At 50.6% G+C, this 22,348-nt stretch carries 23 protein-coding genes, 5 tRNA genes, 1 rRNA gene and 1 riboswitch (1 of these 30 only partly in view); of the genes, 12 read left to right on the plus strand and 17 right to left on the minus strand.

What is annotated here, in order from left to right; genetic code table 11:
* Positions 1-8 precede the first annotated feature (8 nt).
* From rpoN to NST96_RS24305, 3 genes are all read right to left on the minus strand, one after another.
* Entirely contained in the window at positions 9-1,385 is a 1,377-nt protein-coding gene (rpoN, locus tag NST96_RS24295; RefSeq protein ID WP_031933208.1) for an RNA polymerase factor sigma-54, read from the minus strand.
* 162 nt (positions 1,386-1,547) lie between these two features.
* Positions 1,548-2,588, minus strand: a complete 1,041-nt coding sequence (locus tag NST96_RS24300; protein WP_003392554.1) for an iron ABC transporter permease — start codon at positions 2,586-2,588, stop codon at positions 1,548-1,550.
* On the minus strand, positions 2,581-3,591 hold the full coding sequence (locus NST96_RS24305; protein WP_003392552.1) for an iron ABC transporter permease: 1,011 nt from the start codon (positions 3,589-3,591) through the stop codon (positions 2,581-2,583). Before NST96_RS24305 ends, NST96_RS24300 begins: the two co-directional genes overlap by 8 nt.
* 164 nt (positions 3,592-3,755) lie before the next feature.
* On the opposite strand from NST96_RS24305, the gene NST96_RS24310 reads away from it, so the two are divergent.
* From NST96_RS24310 to NST96_RS24330, 5 genes are all read left to right on the plus strand, one after another.
* On the plus strand, positions 3,756-4,760 hold the full coding sequence (locus NST96_RS24310; protein ID WP_342404913.1) for an iron-siderophore ABC transporter substrate-binding protein: 1,005 nt from the start codon (positions 3,756-3,758) through the stop codon (positions 4,758-4,760).
* A gap of 153 nt (positions 4,761-4,913) precedes the next feature.
* Positions 4,914-4,988: transfer RNA gene (locus NST96_RS24315), tRNA-Arg, on the plus strand.
* A gap of 540 nt (positions 4,989-5,528) precedes the next feature.
* Positions 5,529-5,984, plus strand: coding sequence for a hypothetical protein (locus tag NST96_RS24320; protein ID WP_024984827.1), 456 nt, complete (start codon positions 5,529-5,531; stop codon positions 5,982-5,984).
* A 149-nt stretch (positions 5,985-6,133) separates the two neighbouring features.
* Positions 6,134-6,484 (plus strand): hypothetical protein, encoded by a 351-nt coding sequence (locus NST96_RS24325; protein ID WP_003392545.1) that lies wholly within the window; start codon positions 6,134-6,136, stop codon positions 6,482-6,484.
* 153 nt (positions 6,485-6,637) lie between these two features.
* The gene (locus NST96_RS24330; RefSeq protein WP_003392543.1) at positions 6,638-6,775 is read left to right on the plus strand and encodes a DUF4023 domain-containing protein; all 138 of its coding nucleotides are present in this window, start codon (positions 6,638-6,640) and stop codon (positions 6,773-6,775) included.
* Positions 6,776-7,030: 255 nt separating this feature from the next.
* Here NST96_RS24330 and NST96_RS24335 read toward each other — a convergent pair whose 3' ends face one another.
* On the minus strand, positions 7,031-8,278 hold the full coding sequence (locus NST96_RS24335) for a branched-chain amino acid ABC transporter substrate-binding protein (protein ID WP_003392541.1): 1,248 nt from the start codon (positions 8,276-8,278) through the stop codon (positions 7,031-7,033).
* Positions 8,279-8,679: 401 nt separating this feature from the next.
* Between NST96_RS24335 and NST96_RS24340 the strand changes: the two genes are divergently transcribed.
* The 6 genes from NST96_RS24340 to NST96_RS24365 all read left to right on the plus strand — a co-directional run bounded on the left by NST96_RS24340 (position 8,680) and on the right by NST96_RS24365 (position 12,847).
* Entirely contained in the window at positions 8,680-8,937 is a 258-nt protein-coding gene (locus tag NST96_RS24340) for a hypothetical protein (protein WP_003392539.1), read from the plus strand.
* A gap of 128 nt (positions 8,938-9,065) precedes the next feature.
* The gene (locus NST96_RS24345; RefSeq protein ID WP_003392537.1) at positions 9,066-9,671 is read left to right on the plus strand and encodes a sigma-70 family RNA polymerase sigma factor; all 606 of its coding nucleotides are present in this window, start codon (positions 9,066-9,068) and stop codon (positions 9,669-9,671) included.
* Positions 9,658-10,218 (plus strand): zf-HC2 domain-containing protein, encoded by a 561-nt coding sequence (locus tag NST96_RS24350; RefSeq protein ID WP_003392535.1) that lies wholly within the window; start codon positions 9,658-9,660, stop codon positions 10,216-10,218. Before NST96_RS24345 ends, NST96_RS24350 begins: the two co-directional genes overlap by 14 nt.
* Before the next feature lies 1 nt (position 10,219).
* Positions 10,220-11,347, plus strand: a complete 1,128-nt coding sequence (locus NST96_RS24355; protein ID WP_122958722.1) for a polymer-forming cytoskeletal protein — start codon at positions 10,220-10,222, stop codon at positions 11,345-11,347.
* 120 nt (positions 11,348-11,467) lie between these two features.
* The gene (gene clpP / locus NST96_RS24360; protein ID WP_003392529.1) at positions 11,468-12,064 is read left to right on the plus strand and encodes an ATP-dependent Clp endopeptidase proteolytic subunit ClpP; all 597 of its coding nucleotides are present in this window, start codon (positions 11,468-11,470) and stop codon (positions 12,062-12,064) included.
* 244 nt (positions 12,065-12,308) lie between these two features.
* Positions 12,309-12,353: riboswitch (PreQ1 riboswitch) on the plus strand.
* Positions 12,354-12,361: 8 nt separating this feature from the next.
* A complete protein-coding gene (locus NST96_RS24365) occupies positions 12,362-12,847 on the plus strand; it encodes a QueT transporter family protein (protein WP_003392526.1) in 486 nt (161 codons plus the stop codon).
* Between the two features lie 62 nt (positions 12,848-12,909).
* Here the strand turns inward: NST96_RS24365 and NST96_RS24370 are convergent, their stop codons facing one another.
* Positions 12,910-13,089, minus strand: coding sequence for an H-type small acid-soluble spore protein (locus NST96_RS24370; protein ID WP_003392523.1), 180 nt, complete (start codon positions 13,087-13,089; stop codon positions 12,910-12,912).
* A gap of 20 nt (positions 13,090-13,109) precedes the next feature.
* A complete protein-coding gene (locus NST96_RS24375; RefSeq protein WP_003392522.1) occupies positions 13,110-13,283 on the minus strand; it encodes a hypothetical protein in 174 nt (57 codons plus the stop codon).
* A gap of 153 nt (positions 13,284-13,436) precedes the next feature.
* Here NST96_RS24375 and NST96_RS24380 point away from each other — a divergent pair.
* Positions 13,437-14,785, plus strand: a protein-coding gene (locus tag NST96_RS24380) for an IS3 family transposase (protein ID WP_155808037.1) whose coding sequence is annotated in 2 segments (ribosomal slippage) — positions 13,437-13,881 and positions 13,881-14,785 — 1,350 coding nt in all. Because the reading frame shifts where the segments join, the coding sequence is not laid out codon by codon here.
* A gap of 68 nt (positions 14,786-14,853) precedes the next feature.
* On the opposite strand, the gene NST96_RS24385 is transcribed toward NST96_RS24380, so the two are convergent.
* The 11 genes from NST96_RS24385 to NST96_RS24435 form a co-directional block, all read right to left on the minus strand.
* Positions 14,854-15,111, minus strand: a complete 258-nt coding sequence (locus tag NST96_RS24385) for an HPr family phosphocarrier protein (protein WP_003392520.1) — start codon at positions 15,109-15,111, stop codon at positions 14,854-14,856.
* Positions 15,112-15,164: 53 nt separating this feature from the next.
* Positions 15,165-16,115: a DNA-binding protein WhiA gene (gene whiA / locus NST96_RS24390; RefSeq protein WP_003392518.1), complete on the minus strand. Its 951-nt coding sequence runs from the start codon at positions 16,113-16,115 to the stop codon at positions 15,165-15,167.
* 6 nt (positions 16,116-16,121) lie between these two features.
* Complete coding sequence (locus NST96_RS24395) at positions 16,122-17,132, minus strand: YvcK family protein (protein ID WP_024985590.1); 1,011 nt, start codon at positions 17,130-17,132, stop codon at positions 16,122-16,124.
* An 84-nt stretch (positions 17,133-17,216) separates the two neighbouring features.
* Positions 17,217-18,098, minus strand: coding sequence for an RNase adapter RapZ (gene rapZ, locus NST96_RS24400; RefSeq protein WP_003392515.1), 882 nt, complete (start codon positions 18,096-18,098; stop codon positions 17,217-17,219).
* A 253-nt stretch (positions 18,099-18,351) separates the two neighbouring features.
* Positions 18,352-19,311 carry a thioredoxin-disulfide reductase gene (gene trxB / locus NST96_RS24405; protein ID WP_003392512.1) on the minus strand — a complete coding sequence of 320 codons (960 nt, stop codon included), beginning with the start codon at positions 19,309-19,311 and terminating at the stop codon, positions 18,352-18,354.
* A 59-nt stretch (positions 19,312-19,370) separates the two neighbouring features.
* Complete coding sequence (locus NST96_RS24410; protein WP_003392510.1) at positions 19,371-21,056, minus strand: tetratricopeptide repeat protein; 1,686 nt, start codon at positions 21,054-21,056, stop codon at positions 19,371-19,373.
* Positions 21,057-21,286: 230 nt separating this feature from the next.
* Positions 21,287-21,362 (minus strand) — tRNA-Gly (locus tag NST96_RS24415).
* An 8-nt stretch (positions 21,363-21,370) separates the two neighbouring features.
* Positions 21,371-21,446 (minus strand) — tRNA-Lys (locus NST96_RS24420).
* A 7-nt stretch (positions 21,447-21,453) separates the two neighbouring features.
* Positions 21,454-21,529, minus strand: a tRNA-Phe gene (locus NST96_RS24425).
* 207 nt (positions 21,530-21,736) lie between these two features.
* Positions 21,737-21,813, minus strand: a tRNA-Asp gene (locus NST96_RS24430).
* Positions 21,814-21,924: 111 nt separating this feature from the next.
* A 23S ribosomal RNA gene (locus tag NST96_RS24435) occupies positions 21,925-22,348 on the minus strand; it runs 2,583 nt beyond the window's last position.

The following is a 22,348-nucleotide window of genomic DNA, read 5'->3' on the forward strand; positions in this document are numbered from 1 at the left end:
CGGACCTCTTAGAACCTCTTTCGTTTGGCTGAGGATGGGATCAGCATCTCCTCGCGATACTTCGCTACTGTGCGGCGGGAAATTTCAATTCCCTCCTGCAGCAGCATTTCGGCCAGCTTCTGATCGGACAGCGGCTGCTTCCGGTCTTCCTGCTCGATCAGCGCCTTGATCCTGCGTTTTACGCTTTCCGAAGAAGTCGCTTCTCCGTTCGCTGTAGAAAGCGCCGAGGTAAAAAAGTATTTCAGCTCGAAAATGCCTCGCGGCGTCTGTACGTACTTGTTGCTCGTCGCCCGGCTGATCGTCGATTCGTGCAGCCCTACCCGCTCGGCGATTTCCTTTTGCGTCATCGGCTTCAAATAATGAATGCCGCGGTCAAAGAAATCCCGCTGCATGTCGACGATGGCCTGCGTCACCCGCATCAGGGTGAGACGGCGCTGCTCCAGACTTTTTGCCAGCCACATGGCGGCGTTCAGCTTTTCGTGGATAAACTGCTTCGCCTCTTCCTGGCTCTTTTGCTGGCTCAGCATTTTTTCGTAAAAGCTGTTGATTTTAAGTCTGGGAGTTGCCACATCGTTGACCAGGACGATGTATTCGTCGCCCACCTTTTCAACGGCTACATCCGGAATCACATACCGCGTCTCCACTTGGGAAAAGGCTGCGCCCGGACGGGGATTCAGCGTCCGCAGGAGATCGGCTATCGCCTGAACCTCCTGCACCGTACAGCCCACCTTGTCGGCGATGCGCTGGTAGCGGCAGTCAGCCAGGTCCTGGAGGTGCGAGGTGACGATCTCAACGACATGATCATCGTCCTTCCCCATGTGTCTGAGCTGCAGAAGCAGACATTCTTCCAGGCTTCTCGCGGCTACGCCGGCAGGATCGAAATGCTGCAGAACAGTCAGGACGTCCTCCAGCTCTTCAAGATCGGCGCCCAATCGCTGGGACGCCTCCTCCAGGGTAATTTCCAGGTAGCCTTTTTCGTCCAGGTTTCCGATCAAAAACAGAGCGATTCTCCGCTGCGGCTGCGTAAAGCTTTTGAAATAGCCGAGCTGGCGCTCCAAATGTTCATACAGCGTAACCGACCGTTGCGTAACGAAGTCCAGCGGATTGTAAGTGCTTTCATTTTTGCCCGCCGTATATTCGCCCGTCGCCCGATTGCCTACAATTTCCTTCCAGTCAATTTCCGGCAGCGGCTTTTCCATTTTTGCCGGTGCCAGCTCCACCACCGCTTCCTGCAGCTCGAACACGGGATTTTCATTGGCTTGCTCCTGCAAATACGAGACGAGATCGACGGCCGAATATTGTAAAATCGTAATGGCCTGTCTGAGCTCCGGTGTCATCACAAGCTTGAGTGTCTGTTCTTGATAAAGCCCCAGCCCCATGTTCATCTGCGTCCGCCCCCTCTCAGTATCCAGTTTTTTTCGACATGTGCAGTTTCACTTTTTTTCATTATATTCGCTTTTTCATGCAATTTTCCTGCCAATATCTGAATAAAGAAAAGAACCATGAAAAAAGGCGACTCCAACCATCGGAATCGCTTCTTGAAAAATCTACCCTTGCCGGCTTTTGTAAAGCAGGTACATGAAAAAAGGCGCTCCCACCGCTGCGGTAAACACTCCGGCTGGAATATCGAGCGGAACAAACAGTGTGCGGGCTCCAAGATCTGCCAGCAGTACCAACAACGCGCCCAGCAAGGCCGAAACGGGAAGCAGCGTGCCATATGACGAGCCCACCAGCTTGCGGGCCATATGCGGAGCCATCAGGCCGACAAACCCGATTCCTCCTGCGATCCCCACAGCCGATCCTGCCAATGCTACGCTGACGGCAACCAGCAGCAGGCGCTTACGCTCAACCGGCACGCCCACTCCTCTCGCCACATCCTCCCCCAGCTCTTGTGCATTCAGATTGCGGGCCTGCCCGACAGCGATCAGCAAAAATCCGGCGATCCACGGAAAAACGGCAAGGACATGGTCCCATGAAGTGCCGTACACCGTGCCGGACAGCCACCCAAGCGCCTGGGAAGCCAGGTACAGCGGACCCGCGACCATGAAAAAGACAGTCAATGCTGACATCGCCGTAGATACGGACACCCCGATCAAAGCAAACCGATAAGGAGAGACCCCTCGTTTCCATGCGGCCAGGTATGTAAGGGTGGAAGCGAAAAAACCTCCTGCCAAGGCCACCAAGGGCAGCCACTGGATACTGAACTTTCCGTCAGAAAAAGCGATAAAGGCCACGGCCGCAGCTGTTGCGCCAGTAGTTGTCCCGGTCAAATCCGGCGAGGCCAGCGGATTGCGGATCAGCGCTTGCAAGATGGCACCCGATACGGCCAAAGCCGCCCCGACCAGGAGAGAAACGACTATTCTCGGCATTCGCAAGTTTATGACGATCATTTGATGCGTACTGTCTGCCGCTCCTACTAATGATCTCAACACTTCCGAGACCGGGATGCGAATGCTGCCCAAGCCGATGCTAATGATGGCGACCGCTGCCAGCAGGATGCTCAGCAGCAGCACGATACCGATGTTCCGCTTGTCTATCTGGAACGAATACGAAGGCTTGTGGCTGCGAACAACGGTATATCTATTCATGGGCCTTCCTCCTTACGATGGCAATGATGAACGGAACTCCGATCACAGCCGTTGCCACCCCGACAGGCACTTCCTTGGGCATTAGCAAAAAGCGGGATATAAGATCGGCTGCCACCAGAAAGATGGCCCCAAATACGATACTGTACGGAATGATCCAACGATAATCATAGCCGATCAGATACCGGCAAATGTGCGGGATGATGATACCGACAAAGCCGATCGGACCGGCAAGAGCCACTGCGCCTCCTGCGAGAAGAACCACTACCAGCACGATACCTGCCTTGACCCAGACAATTTTTTGCCCCAGGCTTTTGGCCACATCATCCCCCAAAGACATCAGGTTTAAGGACCCTGCCAGCATCCAGGCAATGATCCACCCGCATACCAGATAGGGAACGATCAGCAGGGCGTGGCGCAAATCGCGTCCCGACACAGATCCAATCAACCAGTTAAGGGCTTCTTCAAGCGCCATGTTGTCTATGAGCATGAGCAGCGATGTCAGGGACGAGGCAAACGCAGCGACTGCCGCGCCGGAAAGGGTCACTTTTACCGGCGACATCCCTCCCCGTCCGGCTGATCCAAGCATGTAGACCATGACAGCCGTCAAGCTTGCTCCGATAAAGCCAACCCACATCAGCTCGGTAAACGAAAACACGGGACCGAAGAGAAACAGGGACAACACGATCATGAAAGCTGCACCGGAGTTGATTCCAAATATAGAGGGGGAGGCAAGCGGATTGCGGGTGAGTGCCTGCAAAAGAGCCCCCGCTACCGCCAGACTCCCCCCGACAAATGCGGCGACGATCGCCCGGGGCACTCGCGCATTTTTGATGATCAAATGCTCATTGCTTCCATTGAAACTGACATAGGCCTCCACCGCCGTCGAAAAACGGAAATTTTGCAGGCCGAGCAAGATACTCGCAACGACGGCCACGATCAGCACCGCAACGGCTGCGACCAGTACGACAGATTTTTGGATTCGGCTGGACAAGAGAAATGGCACACGTATTCCCTACTTTCCCCAATTGCATTGGTAACATTTTAGTATCCCTTTCACCTTCTAGTCAATGAAAATGATAATTATTATCAAAAAACTGTTGACACCTATTTTCCAAATACAGTATGTTGTCTACAATGATAATCACTATCAATCAGGAGGTTTTCATCATGTCGGCAATTCACAAGCCATCGTGGCAGCTTTTGATCGCAGCAGCATTGTCTCTCATGCTTTTGGTCACGGGCTGCAGCGGCGGCCAAAACAACACGGGCAGCCAACCGGCGCAATCTCAGGGCCAGGACCAGGATGCAGCCACTGACACCAAGAGCGACATCCGGAAAGTAAAACACGCGATGGGAGAAGCCGAGATCAAAGGTACCCCGGAGCGCGTCGTTGTCCTGACCAGCGAAGGGACAGAAGCCCTGCTCGGTCTGGGTGTCAAACCTGTAGGCGCTGTGCAGTCCCCGCGCGGAAATCCGTGGCATGACCATATTAAAGACAAAATGCAGGATGTAACCGTACTGGGCGATGAGGCGCAGCCAAACATCGAATTGATCGCGAGCCTCAAACCAGATCTGATCCTGGGCAACAAGGTCCGCCATGAAAAAGTATATTCGCAGTTGTCCGGCATTGCCCCGACGGTATTCTCCGAGGATCTGGCGGGCAAATGGAAGCCCAACTTCATGCTGTATGCCGAAGCGCTTGGCAAAAAAGCCGACGGTGAAAAGCTCCTGGCCGACTTTGACAAAAAGGTAGAAGAGGCGAAAGCAAAGCTGGGCGACAAAACAAAAGCCAAAGTATCATTGATCCGCTTTCAGCCAGGGAAAATCCGTCTTTACATGAAGGATACCTTTGCAGGCGTCATGCTGAGCCAGCTGGGCTTTGCCCGTCCGGCCTCTCAGGATAAGGATGAATTCATGCAAGTGATCGCAAAGGAACAACTGGCTGATGCCGACGGCGATGTGCTGTTTTACTGGGTATCGGATCATGGAGAAAAGAAAGAAGGCTCCAAATATAGAGAAGAAGTGATGAACGACCCGCTCTGGAAAAACCTCAATGTCGTGAAAAACAACAAAGTGTTTGAAGTCAACGACGTCGTGTGGAACATCGGGGGCAGCATTTTGTCAGCCGAACTGTTGCTGGACGATATTTTGAAGCGCTTTGATGTAAAATAACACACACTCGACAGAGCAGTATGGGCCCACCCCTGCTGCTCTGTAAGCTTGTACATGGAACCATTTCCCCTTCGTGCATCCCAACATCCGGGTTGCAATTTTTTCATTTGCATCTGTCCGCCTTATCTTTTATAATTTAAGTTATCCTATTATGCGCCCGTAGCTCAGTGGATAGAGCAGCGGTCTCCGGAACCGCGTGCGGAGGTTCGACTCCTCTCGGGCGTACCATACTGACTTTAAACGACGATATGACGGGATTCTGGCGGTGATTTGCCGGACGGACTGGCGAGCAAATCGGCAAAACCGTTCACCTGCACCGTGTACCCCATACCCGTTATGTACTCGTTCCTGATATGTGCAAGCCTCCGTTACATGAAACGGAGGCTTTTATTATGCAAAAACGACCGTGGACAGCGCTAATACATAGTGCCGCTACGGAAGCACCTAAAAGAGTTACGATTGATGCTGCGTTTTTACGGGCTTCCCCAACGTTAGCCTCACGTTCGACTTTGTTCGACTTTGTTAACCTCACGTTCGACTTCGTTATACTCCGCGCTGCACACCGTTTCATCCTTCAATAAAGTCGCCATATACCGATCGACCTCCGAATTTTATTGCGCTCGAATGCGCCGTCATAGAGATTGCCGCTCTAGGAAGGCGGGTGTGCGGCTTTTTCTTTACATTTTTTACCATAAACCTATTTACTTTTGAGAAACAAAGGTTTACAATTCATTTTGAATTTACATTATTTAGAAGGAATGTTTTATTATGGTTCTTAAAAAATTGAAGAAAACCACTCTGCTGCTAGCCTCTTTAATGGCAATTACTTCGCTTGTACCTTCCATTTCCTTTGCCAAAACCGAGGCAACCGCATCTGCCCAGGGCAATAACCGGCCTTACGTGAGCATCACCACCCCTGCTTCAAACAAAGAGTACAGCCCGACCATTTACTATAATGAGCAGCCAAAAATAACGTGGGTCCAATCTGATCCAGATGACAACACCGTATTTAGTACATTCTGGGTTCTTGTCTATGATAAAAACGGCAGTATTTATAGCTCTGGTGTACTGCCCCAAAACACAAGCAGCAATACGCAGTCCTTCGAAATTCCCGTTTCACTGCCTAGAAATGAAACGCTTGGTGTATCAGTAGGTGTCCAAGACGAATCTGGAAACTGGAATTGGGGAGCTGACGTACACTACATGTACATCCAAACTCCGTAATCTATTTTGGCGCCTGTTGAGCATTCCAACGGGCATCGTCATCTTACTAATACTGAATAACTTCGATAGGCGTCGTTTGCAGCGGAAAGCGTTTTGTATATGGAATTTACAGTATTGTTCGTTCATTTGAAATAAAGGAGCGGGTCTTGATGAAGAAAATGAACCTTATCAGGTCAGGTTTGCTGGCCATTCCCTTGCTTTTGGCAGGACAAGCTGCGGCTAATGCCGAAGCCTTGATCGCCCCATCGCAAGCTGCAGTCGGCGTGGCAAGCGTTACTGAAGTCAATGTGAACCTGGATCTCTATCAAAATCCTATTTACGATAGTCTTCCCAGCGGCCCCAATTACACACACTACATCTCCTACGAGTCAAAACCGGGCGGGATCAGCATCGACTCCCGGGGTCGAGTGATTGCCTCTTCTACAGGCTACTACAAGGTAGATGTTTACTATAGCGGTATGCTTGTTTATACATTCAACTTCAATGTAGGTCCTATGTAAACATTCGCTTGGGACTAACAAAACAAAGCCGATCATCCTTTTTCTGCAAGGATGTCGGCTTTTCATAATAGGCGTTAACTGGAGAGCCGTAAATGTTTCCTGACCAATTGGGCCATAGTAAGAAAGCGTGATGCCAATTTTGGGAGGTGCCGCATGGATTTTACCAAGATGAGCACAAAGGAGTTCGTCGGAAAAGTTCACGAAGCGCAGGCCCATGCTCAGGAGAACAAGGAGCACAATGGCTACGGCCACCCGGAAAAACGTCTCCCCAGCAAACAGCGCATCCGCTAAAAAACGCCCTGGAGATTGCTCCTCTCCAGGGCGTTTCCTTATGCTCCCTCTCAAGGCCTGACCTGCTACTGCGGGTCTTGCCTGTTCAGGTTTTTGTCCTTTTCGGACTTTTGCTTTTGGGACGTTTGCGATTTGCTGCTGTGTCCCTGATTGTTGCCGTATTGGGTGCTGCGGTTGTTGGACATGTGGATACCCCTTTCAAAGGTAGTCGCAATCAACCGTAGTATGTCCTGTACGGCCCTTCCCCATCAGTCGTTACTTCGCTTCCCCTACGAATACCTTTTGACCGTTCTCGTATTTGTACACGTAGACAGACGCGAATTCGTTGTCGCCTTTTTCGTTGAATGTTACTTTTACGAACTGGCCTTGGAAGTCTTTTGTTTTATGGACAGCATCCAGGACTTGCTCGCGAGTCGGCTTTTGTCCGTTGTTCGCTTTAATCGCTTCTTCCAGTCCATGCAGCATGACGTTCATGGAGTCATAGCCAAAGGAAGTGAAGATCCCTACTTTATTGCCTGTGCTCGATTCAAATTCGCTGATCCACTTCTTGCCCTCTTCTGTTGCGGAAAGATCGCCTACAGTGGAGGTAAAGATTACGTTGTTCGCGTTGTCTGCGCCCGCAATTTTCACCAGGTCAGCAGAGTCGTAGCCATCGCCGCCCATGAATACGCCTTTGTAGCCTTTTTCACGAGCTTGCTTGATCAGGATGCCGGCATCGGAGTAATAACCGCCGAAGTAGATCATTTCAGGGTTCGCGGCGAGGATTTGGTTGATCACGGCGCTGTAGTCTTTCTCGCCGGCAGTGATGCCCTCGTAGCCCGCAATGGTTACGCCGTCTTTCTCAAATTGCTTTTTCACTTCATCAGCCAGGCCTTGGCCGTAGGCTTGTTTATCGTGAACGATATAAGCGGATTTCACACCCAACTGGTTTTTCGCGTAAATTGCAGCCTTGGAGCCTTGCTGGTCGTCGCGCGCACAGATGCGGTGAACGACCTTCTTGCCCTCGTCAGTCAGGTTGGAACCTGTGGAGGACGGAGACACCATGACCAGCTTCTCTTGCTCGTATTGCGCCGATGCCGTAATCGATGCACCAGTCGTCACGTGACCGACAACACCGAGGACATCCGGATTGGAGATCAACATTTGGGCTACGGCCACGCCTTGCTTCGGATCGGCCTGGTCATCCTGTGTCAGCATCTGGACGTCGAAGCCCAGCGCTTTAAACTTCTCCTGATTTTGCTTCAGTGCGTACTCGGCACCGGCCTTTGCCGTGCTTCCGTAGTCGGAGTACTGCCCGGACATTGGTCCTACTGCCGCGATAACGATTTTTTGCAGAGCGCCGCCGCTGGAAGAGCCGGTATTGCCGCCGGATTGCGGAGCCGGCTGCTCGCCTCCGCTGGCATTTCCGCCGCCCCCGCCAGCGTTGCCTCCGCCGCAGCCCGCAAGAGCTGTACCAAGCGCTACTACAGTTGCAAGAAAAGCCATAGTTTTCTGTTTTTTCATTCGAAAATCCCCCTTTTACTTTACGGACAAACAATGAGTCACCTTCTCTCATTGTAAAATAAATATGAAAATTTGCAACATATAAAGAGATTGGCAAAATCGATTGATATTGTTCACTTCATCGAAAATATTGATATTCGATACAAGACTCAAGTCCCAGTACAGTTTTGCGGCTGCCTTCATAATCAAAAAAGGCTACCCGGGCCCGGACGGGAAATTTTGCTTACCTGCCAAACGTCAACCCTTGGCATGATTTACCTAACGGACATCAGCAAAAACATGCCAAAACTATCAGGAGCATCCGCTCACAGTGGATAACCTTTGATCTATACCGCGAACAAATGTTTTTGTGCACAACCTGTTGATAAATCTGTGGATAATGTGGATGAGGAGGATTTTGCATGTCAGCCGACCGGTTTTACCTCATATATCAGGAAGCGAGCGATGAAGAATGCCTGCTGACCATCCAGCCTTACGACGACCAACAGGCCCTGGCGGAAGCGATCAACCGCCTGCAATCCCTGCAAGTGGACGAGTACACGATCATCAAAGGAAGAAAGATGAGAGCAGCGTTGCGGCTGGCTGTGGAGCTGCAGGAGGACGAAGATACACAGGCGGAAGCAGATGGGGATAAAGCCGCAGCGAAAGAAAACGGGTGATCCGCTTCGCTCACCTCCCCCGCTTTTCCACAACTTGTGGATAATTAAACCGCAAATAAATAGGGGGGCGGCAGTGAAATTTTTCCTGCCGGTCTTCGTATTTAGTATGGGGAGGAGGGGATACAACCATGGAACAAGAGTTGGCTCGGGCCAATGCAGAAGCGGTCCGGCTCGTGCAGCAGTTTCTCAAAGGACAGTCACGGGCCTTTCCCGCACTCGTCAATTTATTTACCCCCCGTGTCATGAGCATCATCAGAAGACTGGTCTCCAGTTATCATGATGCCGAGGACCTGCACAACGAAATTTGGTTAAAAGTAGCGCAAAATTTACACAAATACGACCCCACCCTGCCCTTTCATTCCTGGCTGTATCGCATCGCCTCCAATGCCTGCATCGATTTTTTGCGAAAGAGACGGGAAATTGCGCTTGAGGATGAGCAGCTGCATCAGCATGTTCACAAGCGTCCCTCCGGTCCCGTAAAAAGTCCGGAACTGTTTCTGCTGGAAAAAGAAAGCTATTCTGAATTGACGGCCTTGCTGGATTGCTTGCCCGAAACGGATCGTCTGATTTTGACTCTCCGATTTGTGCAGGAAATGAGTTACGATGAGATAGGAAGCATCGTCGGCATGAGTAAAAATACGGTCGGGACCCGCTTGTTCCGGGCCCGCAAACAATTGAAAGAGCAGTTGGATAAATACAGGGAGGAAAGGAGAATGTCCGATGCCGCATATTGATGAGCTTACCTTGATGATGTACAGTGACGGTGAACTCTCTAGCGAAGAAGCAGAAGCCGTCCAAAAACACGTTGACAGTTGTCACCACTGCGGCAGCTCGCTTGAGCAGCTGGTCGCGGAGAGGCAATTCGTGGCCGACCGCTTTTTCTCCGACGACCTCCCCCCTATGTCTTTCCAGCTCTACGACATGACCTCTGCACAGATTCATGGAATCGCCATGCTGCACAAGCGAACTCGCCGCCGCTTTCTGTGGCGCATGCTCCTGCTTGGCGGCAGCATTCTGGCCGTCGCTGTTTGTTACCTCGTGTTTTGGCAGCGAATCTGGCTTGAGTGGGTTGCGCCGGCATGGACCTCATGGAAAAGCCATCTTTTCTGGAGTTCGGCCCTATGGCTCAACGACAACGCCCGCGAATTTTTTCATGCTCCCGCATCGTATGTCATGGCGCTTCCCTTGCCGTTTTTCGTACTGGTCGGGCTGCTGCTTATCCTGAATATCCGTTTTTCGCCTCTCCCCCATTCGCGACTGTCCAAGCGGGAGGTGGATTGAATTGAAAAAGCTGCTTAGTCTGATTCTTTTTGTAAGTTTGCTGATTGTGGCCTCTACCGCTTATGCGTTTAGCGGGGTCATCTCTGATCGGTACTACCTGCCCCCTGATACCGCTCACCGCGGCGATCTGGCTGTCAGTGCCACCAAAATCATCATCGATGGCGTTGTCGACGGCGATGTGTACGCATTTGGCGAAAATGTCCAAGTCAATGGACGAATTACAGGGGATCTCCTTACGTTTGCAGCCGTAACACTTGTCACCGGCGAAATCGACGGCGACATCCGTTCAATGACAGACACGCTGCTCCTAAACGGGAAGGTGGCTGGAAGCGTTACCAATCTGTCGCATACCCTGGTTCTTGACCGGAACGGCAGTATCGGCAAAAACCTGCTTACGCTTGCGACAAGTGTTGATTTGAACGGCAAAATCGCGCGGGAAGCAAACGGCCGCATGGAAAACGTCAGGATTACGGGGAGCATCGGAGAGGGCATCTCCATGCTGTACAGTCGTACGATTCATATCGACGGGCCGGCCGTGATCGGCGGTGACTTGGTCTATACCAGTCCCCAACGGGCTGTCATCAGCCAAGGTGCGGCGCTCAAAGGAGAGGAACGCTTCTCCCCTGCTCCGGTAGAGGAACCGGATGAAGGATTCTCCTATTTCCCGATTCTGCTCGGGCTTTCCTCCCTTTTGAGTACGCTGTTGCTCTGGCTTGCCATCCGCTTCCTGTTCCCGGCCGGATTGACACGTGTTTACCGGCAATTGGATCAACGAAAAGGCTCCACCTTTGTTTGGGGAGCGTGCCTCGTCCTGGGTATGCCGTTTTTGTCGCTATTGCTTTTGATCACGGTCATAGGAATCCCTGTCTCGCTTGCGCTGCTGCTGACGTTCCTGATCCTGTCCTGGTCGGCAAAAGTATTCGTCGGCTCATGGATCGGCATCCGAGTAGCCGAGCGCTTTTCGTGGAAGGTTTCTCCGCTCTTGGCCGAGCTGCTTGGTGTCGTCGCTCTGCAGTGCCTGCTGATCATTCCGCTGGTAGGCTGGCTGTTTGCACTGCCTGTCTGGATCGCGTTTTTCGGGGCATTGGTCGGCTCTGTCGCCCAGGCCAATAAAACTTTCCTCGCCTGACATGTTTAGCCGCACGTTTTTTGGAAATTATGGTGAAAGAGGCGTGCAGTTATCTGTTTGACCTTTATTGACCTTTTGTGTATGATATTCTTACAAAGAGAGGAGGAAGACTGAATGCACATGAATTTGATTCCAACAGTCATTGAACAGACCAACCGCGGAGAGCGTGCTTACGATATTTATTCCCGTCTTCTGAAGGATCGCATTATCTTTCTCGGTACTCCTATCAACGATACGGTAGCTAATATTGTCGTAGCGCAAATGCTGTTCCTGCAAGCGGAAGACCCGGATAAAGACATTTCCCTGTACATCAACAGCCCGGGCGGTTCCATCACCGCCGGTATGGCAATTTACGATACCATGCAATTTATCAAGCCGGATGTATCGACGATTTGCATCGGGATGGCCGCATCCATGGGCGCCTTCTTGCTGGCCGCTGGTACAAAAGGCAAGCGCTACGCCTTGCCGAACAGCGAGGTCATGATTCACCAACCGCTCGGCGGGGCTCAAGGTCAAGCCAGCGACATCGAGATCGCGGCAAAACGGATTATCAGAATGCGCGAGCACCTGAACCAAATCCTGTCCGAGCGCACTGGCCAACCTCTGGAGCGCATCCAGAAGGATACGGATCGCGATAATTTCCTTTCTGCCCAGGATGCGATGGAATACGGCCTGATTGACAAGGTCATTTCGACAGAGGCATCCGCAAAAAAATAACCGGCTTCGGCTGATTTACGTAGGACCCTGCCAGAGATGGCGGGGTTCTTTTTTAACCGGGGGTTCTCTATACCAGAGTTCTCTATGCCAGGGGTCTTTTTACCGGGGTTCTCTTTTGGCCTCGGTTTCTTTTTTTGTCTCCGGCTTTTTTTATGGCTGCGATTTACCCGCTGCACCCTGGGCAGATTTCACGGTTGACTGGGCTCGGGGTAAAGCGCTAGTATAGTAACTTGGGTGTCTTTATACCCACGTGGTTCGAAACCATCCCACGATAAAAAACTAAGGAGCTAATTGAATATGAAAGTAAAAACGCTTGTCGCAAACGGTATCCTGGCGGCTTTGTACATTGCCGTCTCGATGCTTATTCAGCCATTTGGTTTTACCAATGTACAATTCCGCGTTTCAGAAATGTTTAATCATCTCGTCGTTTTCAACAAAAAGTACATGTACGGAATTGTCCTCGGCGTCTTTTTTACGAATCTGTTTTTCTCGCCCATGGTCGCCTATGACCTGGTATTTGGAGTGGGTCAGTCTGTGCTGGCGCTGCTTGTCACGATTGTTTCCATGCGCTTCATCAAAGGCGTCTGGGCTCGCATGATATTCAATACCATTGTTTTTACGATTACGATGTTTCTGATCGCGATTGAACTGAACCTGGCGTTCGGTCTGCCCTTCTACTTTACATGGCTCACCACTGCGCTTGGCGAATTTGTCGTCATGCTGGTCGGAGCTCCAATTATGTATGTTCTGAACAAACGGTTGAACCTCGAACAGCGAATTTGAAAAAGAAACCGAGCAATTGCCAGGAGATTCTCCGGCGCTGCTCGGTTTTTTGCCTTGTCCGCCTATTTCTCTACCAATTGACCGACGTCCACCGTTTTGCTGTCCGCCGGGTTGCCCTCTGTATGGACGCGGGCCTGCGCCGTTTTCTCGTCAACTCCGTCGATCCATACCGATTGTCCTTGATACTGTACCTCGATCTTGCTCTCGGAACGGATAATTTCCTGTGCGCGATTTACATCCATGCTCTTCGCTCCTTTACCGTTTATCGATCATCGCGAGCTGTGCTGGCTCCTGTCATGGTTTCGGTAGTGGTCTCTTCGATCAGGCCATTCTGATCGGTGACCTGTCCTCCGCCAAGCCCCTCGTTTACCATCCGGTCAATATCCATGTCGTAATCGTCTCGACCCTCGGTATATGTATCGCGTTCGGTGCTCACTTAAACTCCCCCCTTGCCAGCCATTTTTATATAAGTTAGCAATGCCCTGTTCGTTGTCGAAACATGCAGCTGATCCGGACAAAAAAAGACACCTTCCCGTGAACTGCACCCCAATTGTTGGACATATTCAACAGTTGGGGGTGCAGTTTTTTTATGACTAAATTTAGTGGGGATGTTAAGTTAGCTGCGGTTCAACGATACTTAGAAGGTGTGGAGAGTTATGCTTCGATCGCAGCGTCCATTGGTGCATCTGACTATATGGTGAGAAACTGGGTGTTGCAGTACGAGCATCAGGGTGAAAAAGCCTTTGTAAAATCCTATACAAGTTACTCGGTACAGTTTAAACTAGACGTACTCAATTATATGAATACTTATGGGACGTCTCCGAATGAAACAGCCGCCATTTTTCGAATCACCTCTCCTGGATTGATTCGAAAATGGAGAATGCAATTTCAATCACAAGGAATAGACGCTCTCATTTCAAAGAAAAAGGGGCGTCCAGCCATGAAGAAGAGACACAAGAAAGGAACACCTGTTGAAGGATCAGTCGAGGCACTGCAGGAAGAATTAGAGCGTTTACGCATGGAGAATGCTTACTTAAAAAAGTTGAATGCCTTAGTTCAAAGCAAGGAAAAATTACAAAGCAAGACAAAGCGCAAGTAGTATTTGAACTAAGGACCGAATTTCCTATAAAAGCGCTACTTAAACTCGCGGGTATTCCACGAAGTACGTATTATTACTATGTAAAAACTTTCAGCCGTCCAGATAAACATGCTGAATTAAAAACATTAATTCAGGCGATTTACCATGAACATAAAGGACGCTACGGATACCGTCGTATTAAGGATGAACTCAAGAATCTAGGACATCAGGTAAACCATAAAAAAGTACAGCGATTGATGAAACAGTTAGGCTTAAAAAGCATGGTTCGGATGAAAAAATATCGCTCCTATAAAGGGGAAGTTGGAAAGGTGGCGCCGAATATTTTGGATCGCAACTTCCACGCAGACAAGCCAAATCAGAAGTGGGTAACGGATATTACGGAGTTTAAATTATTTGGCGAAAAGCTTTATTTATCGCCAATGTTAGATTTATTTAACGGAGAAATTGTCGCCTATACGATTGATTCAAAACCAAGGTATTCTCTTGTTTCAACGATGCTGGACCAAGCTTTTAAACGACTAACAGATGAAGACGAGCTGCTTATTCACTCGGATCAAGGCTGGCATTACCAAATGAGCAAGTACCAACAGGCATTAAAAGAAAAGAACATTACGCAGAGTATGTCACGAAAAGGAAACTGTTATGACAATGCTGTAATGGAGAACTTCTTTGGTATCTTAAAATCGGAATTTTTATATATGCAGGAGTTTGAAAACATTGAACATTTTAAACAAGAGTTAGCAAAATACATCGATTACTACAACAACAAACGAATCAAGGCAAAATTAAAAGGCTTGAGTCCAGTGCAATACCGAACTCAAACCTTACTTGCTGCTTAATTAAAATGACTGTCTAACTTTTTGGGGTCACTTCACCGTAGAAAGTGTCTTTCCCTCTTGTTCTTTTGCTATTCTTCCTTGCTTACCAGATTGGTCAGGCTGGTAACCGCTTGAGACGCATCAGGGCCCTCCGCTGATATCGTGATCTCCGTACCCGAACTGATAGCGAGGCTCATTATCCCCATGATGCTCTTCGCGTTTACCTTCTTGTTTTCTTTTTCCACAAATACTTCTGATGCAAACCGGTTGGCCTCCTGCACGAAAAATGCCGCAGGGCGGGCCTGCAAACCGGTTTTCAGCTTGACCACAACCTGCTGTTGAACCATGGGTGGAACCTCCTCGCTCAGTATCTCTTATTACCGTCTAGTATACCATGTCTCTACACGGAAATATTTCGTTTTTCTCGTAATTTGTCAGCGATTTCGTTAATTTTTCGTAGCCGGTGATTGATCCCCGACTTGCTGACTACTCCGCTGGGAATCATTTCTCCCAGCTCTTTCAGGTTGATGTCCGGATGAATCAACCGAAGCTCTGCCACCTCGCGCAAACGCTTCGGCAGATTTTCCAGCCCCATTTCCTCCTGGATCAGCTGGATGTTCTCCATCTGCCTGGCCGCTGCATTTACCGTCTTGTTGATGTTGGCGATTTCACAATTGTGCAGACGGTTTACAGAGTTGCGCATATCTTTGACGATCCGCACGTCCTCGAAGTAGAACAGTGCCTGATGCGCACCGATCAGGCTGAGAAACTCCGTGATCTTCTCCCCTTCTTTGATGTAGAGGACGTAGCCTTTTTTTCGTTCAATGCACTTCGCGTTCAGCTTGTAGCGATTGGCCATTTTGGTCAAAGCCTCGCAAAAATCCTGGTACGAAGTAAAGATCTCCAGATGGTAGCTGGATGCCTCCGGGTGGTTTACCGACCCGCCCGCCAAAAACGCCCCTCGCAAATACGCAGCGCGGCAGCAAGACTTCTTCACAATGTCCTGCGATATCCCGCGCACGAAGGAAAGGCTCTCGTCCATAATTCTCAGCTCTTGCAGTATATCATTGGCTCTGTTGGGGATTCTTACGATGTATACGTTGTTCTTTTTCAGCCGCATTTTCTTGCGCACAAGCAGTTCGGCATGAATATTGAAGATTTTTTTCGTCAACGTGTATATCCGTCTGGCAATCGCCGCATTTTCCGTGGTCACATCCAGTACCAGACGCCCTGCACCGAATTGCAGGCTGCCGTTCATCCGAATCAGCGCCGCCAGCTCTGCTCGGCTGCAACAATCAGGTCCCTCCAGCATCGTCAGTTCCTTTTTCGTCTGTGCGGCGAATGATGACATCGTCCTTCACTCCTTCTCAATCTTCTGCGTCCGGCGCCTCCGCTTGATCAGCGAGACGACCTGCTTGCTGACGGCGGTCGCATCATGACGCAGATACCCCTCTTCAAACGCCACCAGCGGTTTGGCTACGATATGCAGTCCCAACTGGCGTAAGCGCTTTACATCACAAGCAACAGGGGCTGCTCCCTTCTCCGCATATTTTTCCAAGGTTTTATCGGGAATGGCAGCAGAGTTCACTATCACTGTATCCAAAAACGGTCCGCCTACATGATCGTACAGCACTTCGACATGTTTGGATGCGGAAAACCCGTCTGTTTCGCCCGGCTGAGTCATGACATTGCAAATATACATTTTCGGAGCTGTCGAATTCTTTACAGCGGCGAACAAGCCTCTCACCAATAGATTCGGCAAAATGCTCGTATACAGGCTTCCAGGGCCGATCAAGATCGCATCTGCCTCTTCGATGGCCAGCAGCGCTTCACTCAATGGCACAGCATCCTCGGGGTCCAGAAAGACCCGCTTGATCTGCTTGCCGGTCAATGGAATTTGCGATTCTCCCGCAATGATTGAACCGTCTTCCATTTCCGCCATGAGCCGAAGCGACTGTGTCGATGCCGGAAGCACCTCTCCCCGGACAGCCAATACATCGCTCAGCTTCTTAACCGCTGTGACAAAATCTCCGGTAATTTCGTTCATCGCTGCCAGAAGTAGATTTCCCAAATTATGCCCGGCTAATCCGGTACCTGTGGAAAAACGATACTGCATGACCTTTTCCATCAGCGGTTCGGTATCGGCCAGGGCCGTCAAAACGTTACGGATATCTCCGGGAGGGGGCATATCCAACTCCTCCCGCAGCCTCCCGGAGCTTCCGCCGTCGTCAGCGACGGTTACGATCGCGGTAATGTGAACCGGTGCGTGCTTTAACCCCCTTAATAACACGGACAGTCCCGTTCCTCCGCCGATCACGACAACCCGCAGCCGGTTGCCCTGCTGCGATCCCATTCTCCTCGTCGGCATATGTCACCTCATTATATGCTGATACACATACAAAGGCCCTGTTCAAGTACGGATGGCGTTTCTTTCTTTCCTGCCATCCTATGCTTACTTGCTTTTTTCCATGTCACGATGACTGACCCGAATCGCGTAGTCCTTTCCAAAAACCTCGCCCAAATGCTCCGCGATCGCCACCGAACGATGCTTGCCTCCCGTGCAGCCGATCCCGATCACCAGCTGGCTTTTCCCTTCCCGTTGGTAATGGGGCATCGTATAGGCCAAAAAGTCAATCAGTTTATCGACAAACTCTTTCGTTTCCTTATGATTCATGACGTACTCGGCCACCTCCGGGTCACACCCGGTTTTGGGCCGCAATTCTTCCACGTAATGCGGATTGGGCAGGAAACGTACGTCAAACATAAGATCGGCATCAATCGGAGTGCCGTATTTGAATCCGAAAGACAGGACGTTAATCGTCAAGGAAGAACCTTGCTGTGTATACTGGCTAATTATTTTTTCTCGCAACTGTGCCGGCTTCATTTGGCTGGTATCAATAATCTGATGGGCTCGCCCCTTCATTTCCTGAAGCAGCCGACGCTCGGCATGGATTCCTTCCAATGGTGAACCGTTGGGTGAAAGCGGATGGCGTCGACGCGTCTCTTTGTACCTGGAAACCAATGTTTGATCATTTGCATCCAGATAGAGAATATGGAAAGAGATTCCCTCCATTTGATTTAGACTGTCGATGGCTCCCGACAAGTTTACAAAAAATTCGCGGCCGCGCAGGTCAACTACCAAGGCGACACGCTCAATATTGCCTCCCGACTGCTTGATCAGCTCCGCAAACTTGGGGATCAAAACCGGCGGCAGGTTATCGACACAAAAGAACCCCAGATCTTCCAAGCTCTGTACGGCAACGGTTTTCCCCGCGCCAGACATCCCTGTAATGATCAACAGATTAACGGCTCTCTCATTTTCCACTTCTGTCACTCCACTCGCCTCCTACGATTCTGACTTTAGCATACCATAACGGTTGGCATTTTCGCACCCTTTAGGACTCGTCCCGTTAGGACTCGTAACGCTCCCGTGGAGACAGGAAGCTGATATCCGGCCGTTCGTGCATGCCTTGCGGAAAAAAAATGGCGTGGCTATGGCAGCCACGCAAAATGGTTCGTATAGATAAGGGGGTCAATTCATTGTCTTCATCTTACCGCCCAATTATTTCACTCATGTTACAAGCAGGTTAAGAGATTGTGACATTTTGCTCAGCCAGACGTTCGTTCAGCTCTTCGACGTAGTGCTGGGCCGATTGGGCGGCGATCGAGCCGTCACCAGTAGCTGTCACTACTTGACGCAGCATCTTCTCGCGCACATCCCCGGCGGCAAAGACACCTTTCACTTTGGTGTGCATGCGTTCATCTGTCAGCACATACCCGGCTTCATTGGTAATTCCCAGATTGCGAACGCTCTCCGTCAGCGGGTCCATCCCTACGTAGATGAATGCGCCATCTGTCGGGAACTCGCGCTCTTCGCCGGTTTTCAGGTTCTCCAGGAGTACGCTTTGGACTTTTCCGTCGCCGCGAATTTCCTTGACCACCGTATCCCAGATGACCTCGATCTTTTCATTGTCAAATGCCCGTTTTTGCAGGATTTTTTGGGCGCGGAACTGATCGCGACGGTGAATGATCGTCACCTTGGATGCAAAGCGGGTCAAGAATACGGCTTCCTCGACAGCAGAGTCTCCGCCGCCGACTACGACCAGCTCTTTGCCGCGGAAAAATGCTCCGTCACATACTGCGCAATAGGAAACGCCGCGGCCGGAGAGTTCTTTTTCTCCCGGAACGCCCAGCAGGCGATGCTCCGCACCGGTGGCAATGATCACCGATTTGGCCAGGTACTCCTTGTCGGAAGTAATGACTCGTTTATACGGCTCCTCGTCTTTTACTTCCTTGATTTCGCCATATGCATACTCAGCGCCGAACTTTTGAGCATGCTCGAACATTTTTGTGGACAAGTCCGGTCCCAAAATGGAGCCGAAGCCCGGATAGTTTTCAATCTCCTCCGTATTGGCCATTTGGCCGCCTGGAATTCCGCGTTCCAGCATGAGCGTGCTCATGTTTGCGCGGGAGGTATATACAGCGGCAGTCATCCCCGCGGGGCCTGCACCGGCGATGATCACATCGTATATTTTTTGGTCGCTCATATCCACTGCCTCCTCAATCTGCAATCACTTCTTATTTATACTTATTATAAAATGAGAATCTATTTCAAATCAAGGGTTTGCAGTGCTTTTACGCACTTTGCCACAGTTGAGGGGGAAAGCTCGTATTTTTCTGCTACCTTTGCCTGTGATTGCGCATGTTTCTGGTTTTTTACCGCACCGTATAGATATTCGAGTGCAGCCACCCACGCTACAATCTTGCGCACTTGTACAGGCGGCTTCTCTAGCTGCGAGAACCGTTTCCAAACAGATAGACACCAGTTCTTCATGTCCTCCTGTCCGCTACCGGAAAAAAACCGGTTGATGCAGTCTTCTACGCCTTCCGTTTTTTGACTGTCCGTTTCGCTCCCCGGAAACTCTAATTTATGCTCAGTTGCCGCTTTCGTCTTTGCTTTTCGCTTGGGCCTTGCTTCCGGCATCTCTGCTCCCATGTCTGCCAGTGCAAGCAGGGCGAGCTTTTGCAGCTGCGGATCGTCCGTTTGGTGGTAACACTGGCGAACCGCTGCTTCCGCTTCGTCATCGCCGATCAAAGCAAGGGTTTGCAGAACCGCAAACTTAACTTCATCGCGCCCGTGCTGCAGGGCCCACAACAAGGAAGCGCGAATCATCGGATCGTTTTTCAGCTCTTCAACACCGGATGCCGGTGCCTTCTCCCAGGACACTTCCTGCTGCGGCTGATAGTAATGGTAAGGGATGACCTGCTTAGTTTGCCCGTCCTTCGCCTCTTTTACCATCTCCATGTAGTGCTCGGCTACCCCCGATTCCGGGTCCAGCTGCTTTACCTTTTGCCACCAGCGGATGGCTTGTTCCTTATGACCACTCATATAGGCGGATATCGCTGCGTAGTGGTACGTGCATGCTTCATGAGTTCGACCCGATTTAAGCATCTTGGCGTAGAGGCGATAGGCCTCCTCGTGTTGGCCAAGGACGCCCATTGTCGTCGCCAGCTTATACGCATGCTCCGGATGGTAGGGGACGACTTTTTTCAGCATGTTGATGAGTGCCACCAGCTCCTTGGCCCGATTGTGGTGTGACAACAGCACTGCCAGGTTGCAGAGAGCATGCAAATTTCCATGCTCTCTCTCCAGCGTCTCCTCAATCGTTGCCATTGCCTGTTGAAAATCCCCTACATAGTAGTAGGCCAGCGACAGGTTGTTCCAAGCCGGCATAAAGGAAGGGTCCGCTTCGACGATTTCTTTTAAAATGTCCAATGCTTCTAAAAAACGGCCTTCTTCTAAACTGCGCCGTGCCCGTTCATGCTTGCTGTACACGTCCTCGCGTTCACCTGTGAGAAAATGGCGAGGAGGCATGTCCAGCTCAAAGTAGATATAGTCCAGCAGCTCTTCGGCATCCTCTCGGTAAGCCCCATCGCTTTGTTGTTGCAAGTAGCGGATCGCCATCTCTTCTGCCATCTCGTAATCTTCCAGGTTGGCGTAATTGTTCGCCATATAAAAATAGACTTCTACTATTTTCGGTTCGCACTTTTCCAGCACATCATACAAGATGTCGTTGGACGCTTCAAAATTGCCGACTTCGGCCAGAACACTCGCCAAATGGCATTGGTATTCGGCATTTTTCGGCTCCAGCTCGATGGCACGGCGGAAGCTGCGAATAGCTTTATCGTAGTCATAGCGATTTAAAAAACGCAAGCCGCGCTCGACAAAAAAGCGGGCGTCTTGATGAAAATGAACGACTGTCGACTTCTCGATTCTCTTGTTTTGTTTCATAGAACCTCCAGCATCACAGGGCAGTACCTCCATGTATCGTACCAGAAGCGCCCTTACGCCACAAGCTGATGCACCCTTTTAAAGTTTTCTTTCACCGGATCTGCTTCGTTTTGCTAGAGCAGATCCGCTCTCATTTTTTCAAATAAGCGGTTTCATTTCGGGATAAAAGCAGGAAACACCACTGGCTGTACAGCGAGTGGTGTCATTTATCGAACTTCTATATTCATGAATGGAGCGGACGACGGGGCTCGAACCCGCGACCTTCGCCTTGGCAAGGCGACGCTCTACCAATTGAGCTACGTCCGCATATATACTGGTGAGCCATGAAGGACTCGAACCTTCGACCCTCTGATTAAAAGTCAGATGCTCTACCAACTGAGCTAATGGCTCGCAAAAATGGTGGCTCGGGACGGAATCGAACCGCCGACACGAGGATTTTCAGTCCTCTGCTCTACCGACTGAGCTACCGAGCCGTATCAACATCACAGAGAACATGAAAATATTACATGGCGGATGAATCCGTTTCTTGAAATGGCGGAGCTGACGGGACTCGCTTCCACTGGCGACTCGACCTCGAAAGGCTTCCTGTGAGCCAGATCTGAAGTACCCGAGCAATGCTTCCTGTACACGCTGCAAGGGTGAACCCGTTTACGGGTGAGAGACCCGCTGCTTCATTGAAATGGCGGAGCTGACGGGACTCGAACCCGCGACCTCCGGTGTGACAGACCGGCGTGAACTCCAACTTCACCACAGCTCCATGAAAAAAGGTCTCCAGCTACTATCTTCACTCTTGACCGAAAGACGTCACAAACTTTAGAAGGTTTCGCGCCTTCAAAACTGGATATGCATATTGTGCTAAAGGATTTGTGTGGATAAGTCCTCGACCGATTAGTATTCGTCAGCTCCACGCGTTGCCGCGCTTCCACACCGAACCTATCAACCTCATCGTCTATGAGGGGTCTTACCAGCTTAACGCTGTGGGAAGTCTCATCTTGGAGGGGGCTTCACGCTTAGATGCTTTCAGCGCTTATCCCTTCCGCACATAGCTACCCAGCTGTGCCACTGGCGTGACAACTGGTGCACCAGCGGTGCGTCCATCCCGGTCCTCTCGTACTAAGGACAGCTCTCCTCAAACTTCCTGCGCCCGCGACAGATAGGGACCGAACTGTCTCACGACGTTCTGAACCCAGCTCGCGTACCGCTTTAATGGGCGAACAGCCCAACCCTTGGGACCTACTTCAGCCCCAGGATGCGATGAGCCGACATCGAGGTGCCAAACCTCCCCGTCGATG

The organism is Brevibacillus sp. FSL K6-2834 (assembly GCF_038592925.1).
Lineage (GTDB): Bacteria > Bacillota > Bacilli > Brevibacillales > Brevibacillaceae > Brevibacillus > Brevibacillus borstelensis.

Bases quoted from the DNA above. Each gene is read 5' to 3' on its own strand.
- NST96_RS24335 (WP_003392541.1), bottom strand. From the start codon at position 8,278: ATGAAAAAACAGAAAACTATGGCTTTTCTTGCAACTGTAGTAGCGCTT.
- NST96_RS24340 (WP_003392539.1), top strand. From the start codon at position 8,680: ATGTCAGCCGACCGGTTTTACCTCATATATCAGGAAGCGAGCGATGAA.
- trxB (WP_003392512.1), bottom strand. From the start codon at position 19,311: ATGAGCGACCAAAAAATATACGATGTGATCATCGCCGGTGCAGGCCCC.
- whiA (WP_003392518.1), bottom strand. From the start codon at position 16,115: ATGTCATCATTCGCCGCACAGACGAAAAAGGAACTGACGATGCTGGAG.
- NST96_RS24320 (WP_024984827.1), top strand. From the start codon at position 5,529: ATGGTTCTTAAAAAATTGAAGAAAACCACTCTGCTGCTAGCCTCTTTA.
- NST96_RS24350 (WP_003392535.1), top strand. From the start codon at position 9,658: ATGCCGCATATTGATGAGCTTACCTTGATGATGTACAGTGACGGTGAA.
- NST96_RS24345 (WP_003392537.1), top strand. From the start codon at position 9,066: ATGGAACAAGAGTTGGCTCGGGCCAATGCAGAAGCGGTCCGGCTCGTG.
- NST96_RS24300 (WP_003392554.1), bottom strand. From the start codon at position 2,588: ATGAATAGATATACCGTTGTTCGCAGCCACAAGCCTTCGTATTCGTTC.
- NST96_RS24310 (WP_342404913.1), top strand. From the start codon at position 3,756: ATGTCGGCAATTCACAAGCCATCGTGGCAGCTTTTGATCGCAGCAGCA.
- NST96_RS24325 (WP_003392545.1), top strand. From the start codon at position 6,134: ATGAAGAAAATGAACCTTATCAGGTCAGGTTTGCTGGCCATTCCCTTG.
- NST96_RS24385 (WP_003392520.1), bottom strand. From the start codon at position 15,111: ATGGTTCAACAGCAGGTTGTGGTCAAGCTGAAAACCGGTTTGCAGGCC.
- NST96_RS24330 (WP_003392543.1), top strand. From the start codon at position 6,638: ATGGATTTTACCAAGATGAGCACAAAGGAGTTCGTCGGAAAAGTTCAC.
- rpoN (WP_031933208.1), bottom strand. From the start codon at position 1,385: ATGAACATGGGGCTGGGGCTTTATCAAGAACAGACACTCAAGCTTGTG.
- NST96_RS24410 (WP_003392510.1), bottom strand. From the start codon at position 21,056: ATGAAACAAAACAAGAGAATCGAGAAGTCGACAGTCGTTCATTTTCAT.
- clpP (WP_003392529.1), top strand. From the start codon at position 11,468: ATGAATTTGATTCCAACAGTCATTGAACAGACCAACCGCGGAGAGCGT.
- NST96_RS24365 (WP_003392526.1), top strand. From the start codon at position 12,362: ATGAAAGTAAAAACGCTTGTCGCAAACGGTATCCTGGCGGCTTTGTAC.
- NST96_RS24370 (WP_003392523.1), bottom strand. From the start codon at position 13,089: ATGGATGTAAATCGCGCACAGGAAATTATCCGTTCCGAGAGCAAGATC.
- NST96_RS24395 (WP_024985590.1), bottom strand. From the start codon at position 17,132: ATGCCGACGAGGAGAATGGGATCGCAGCAGGGCAACCGGCTGCGGGTT.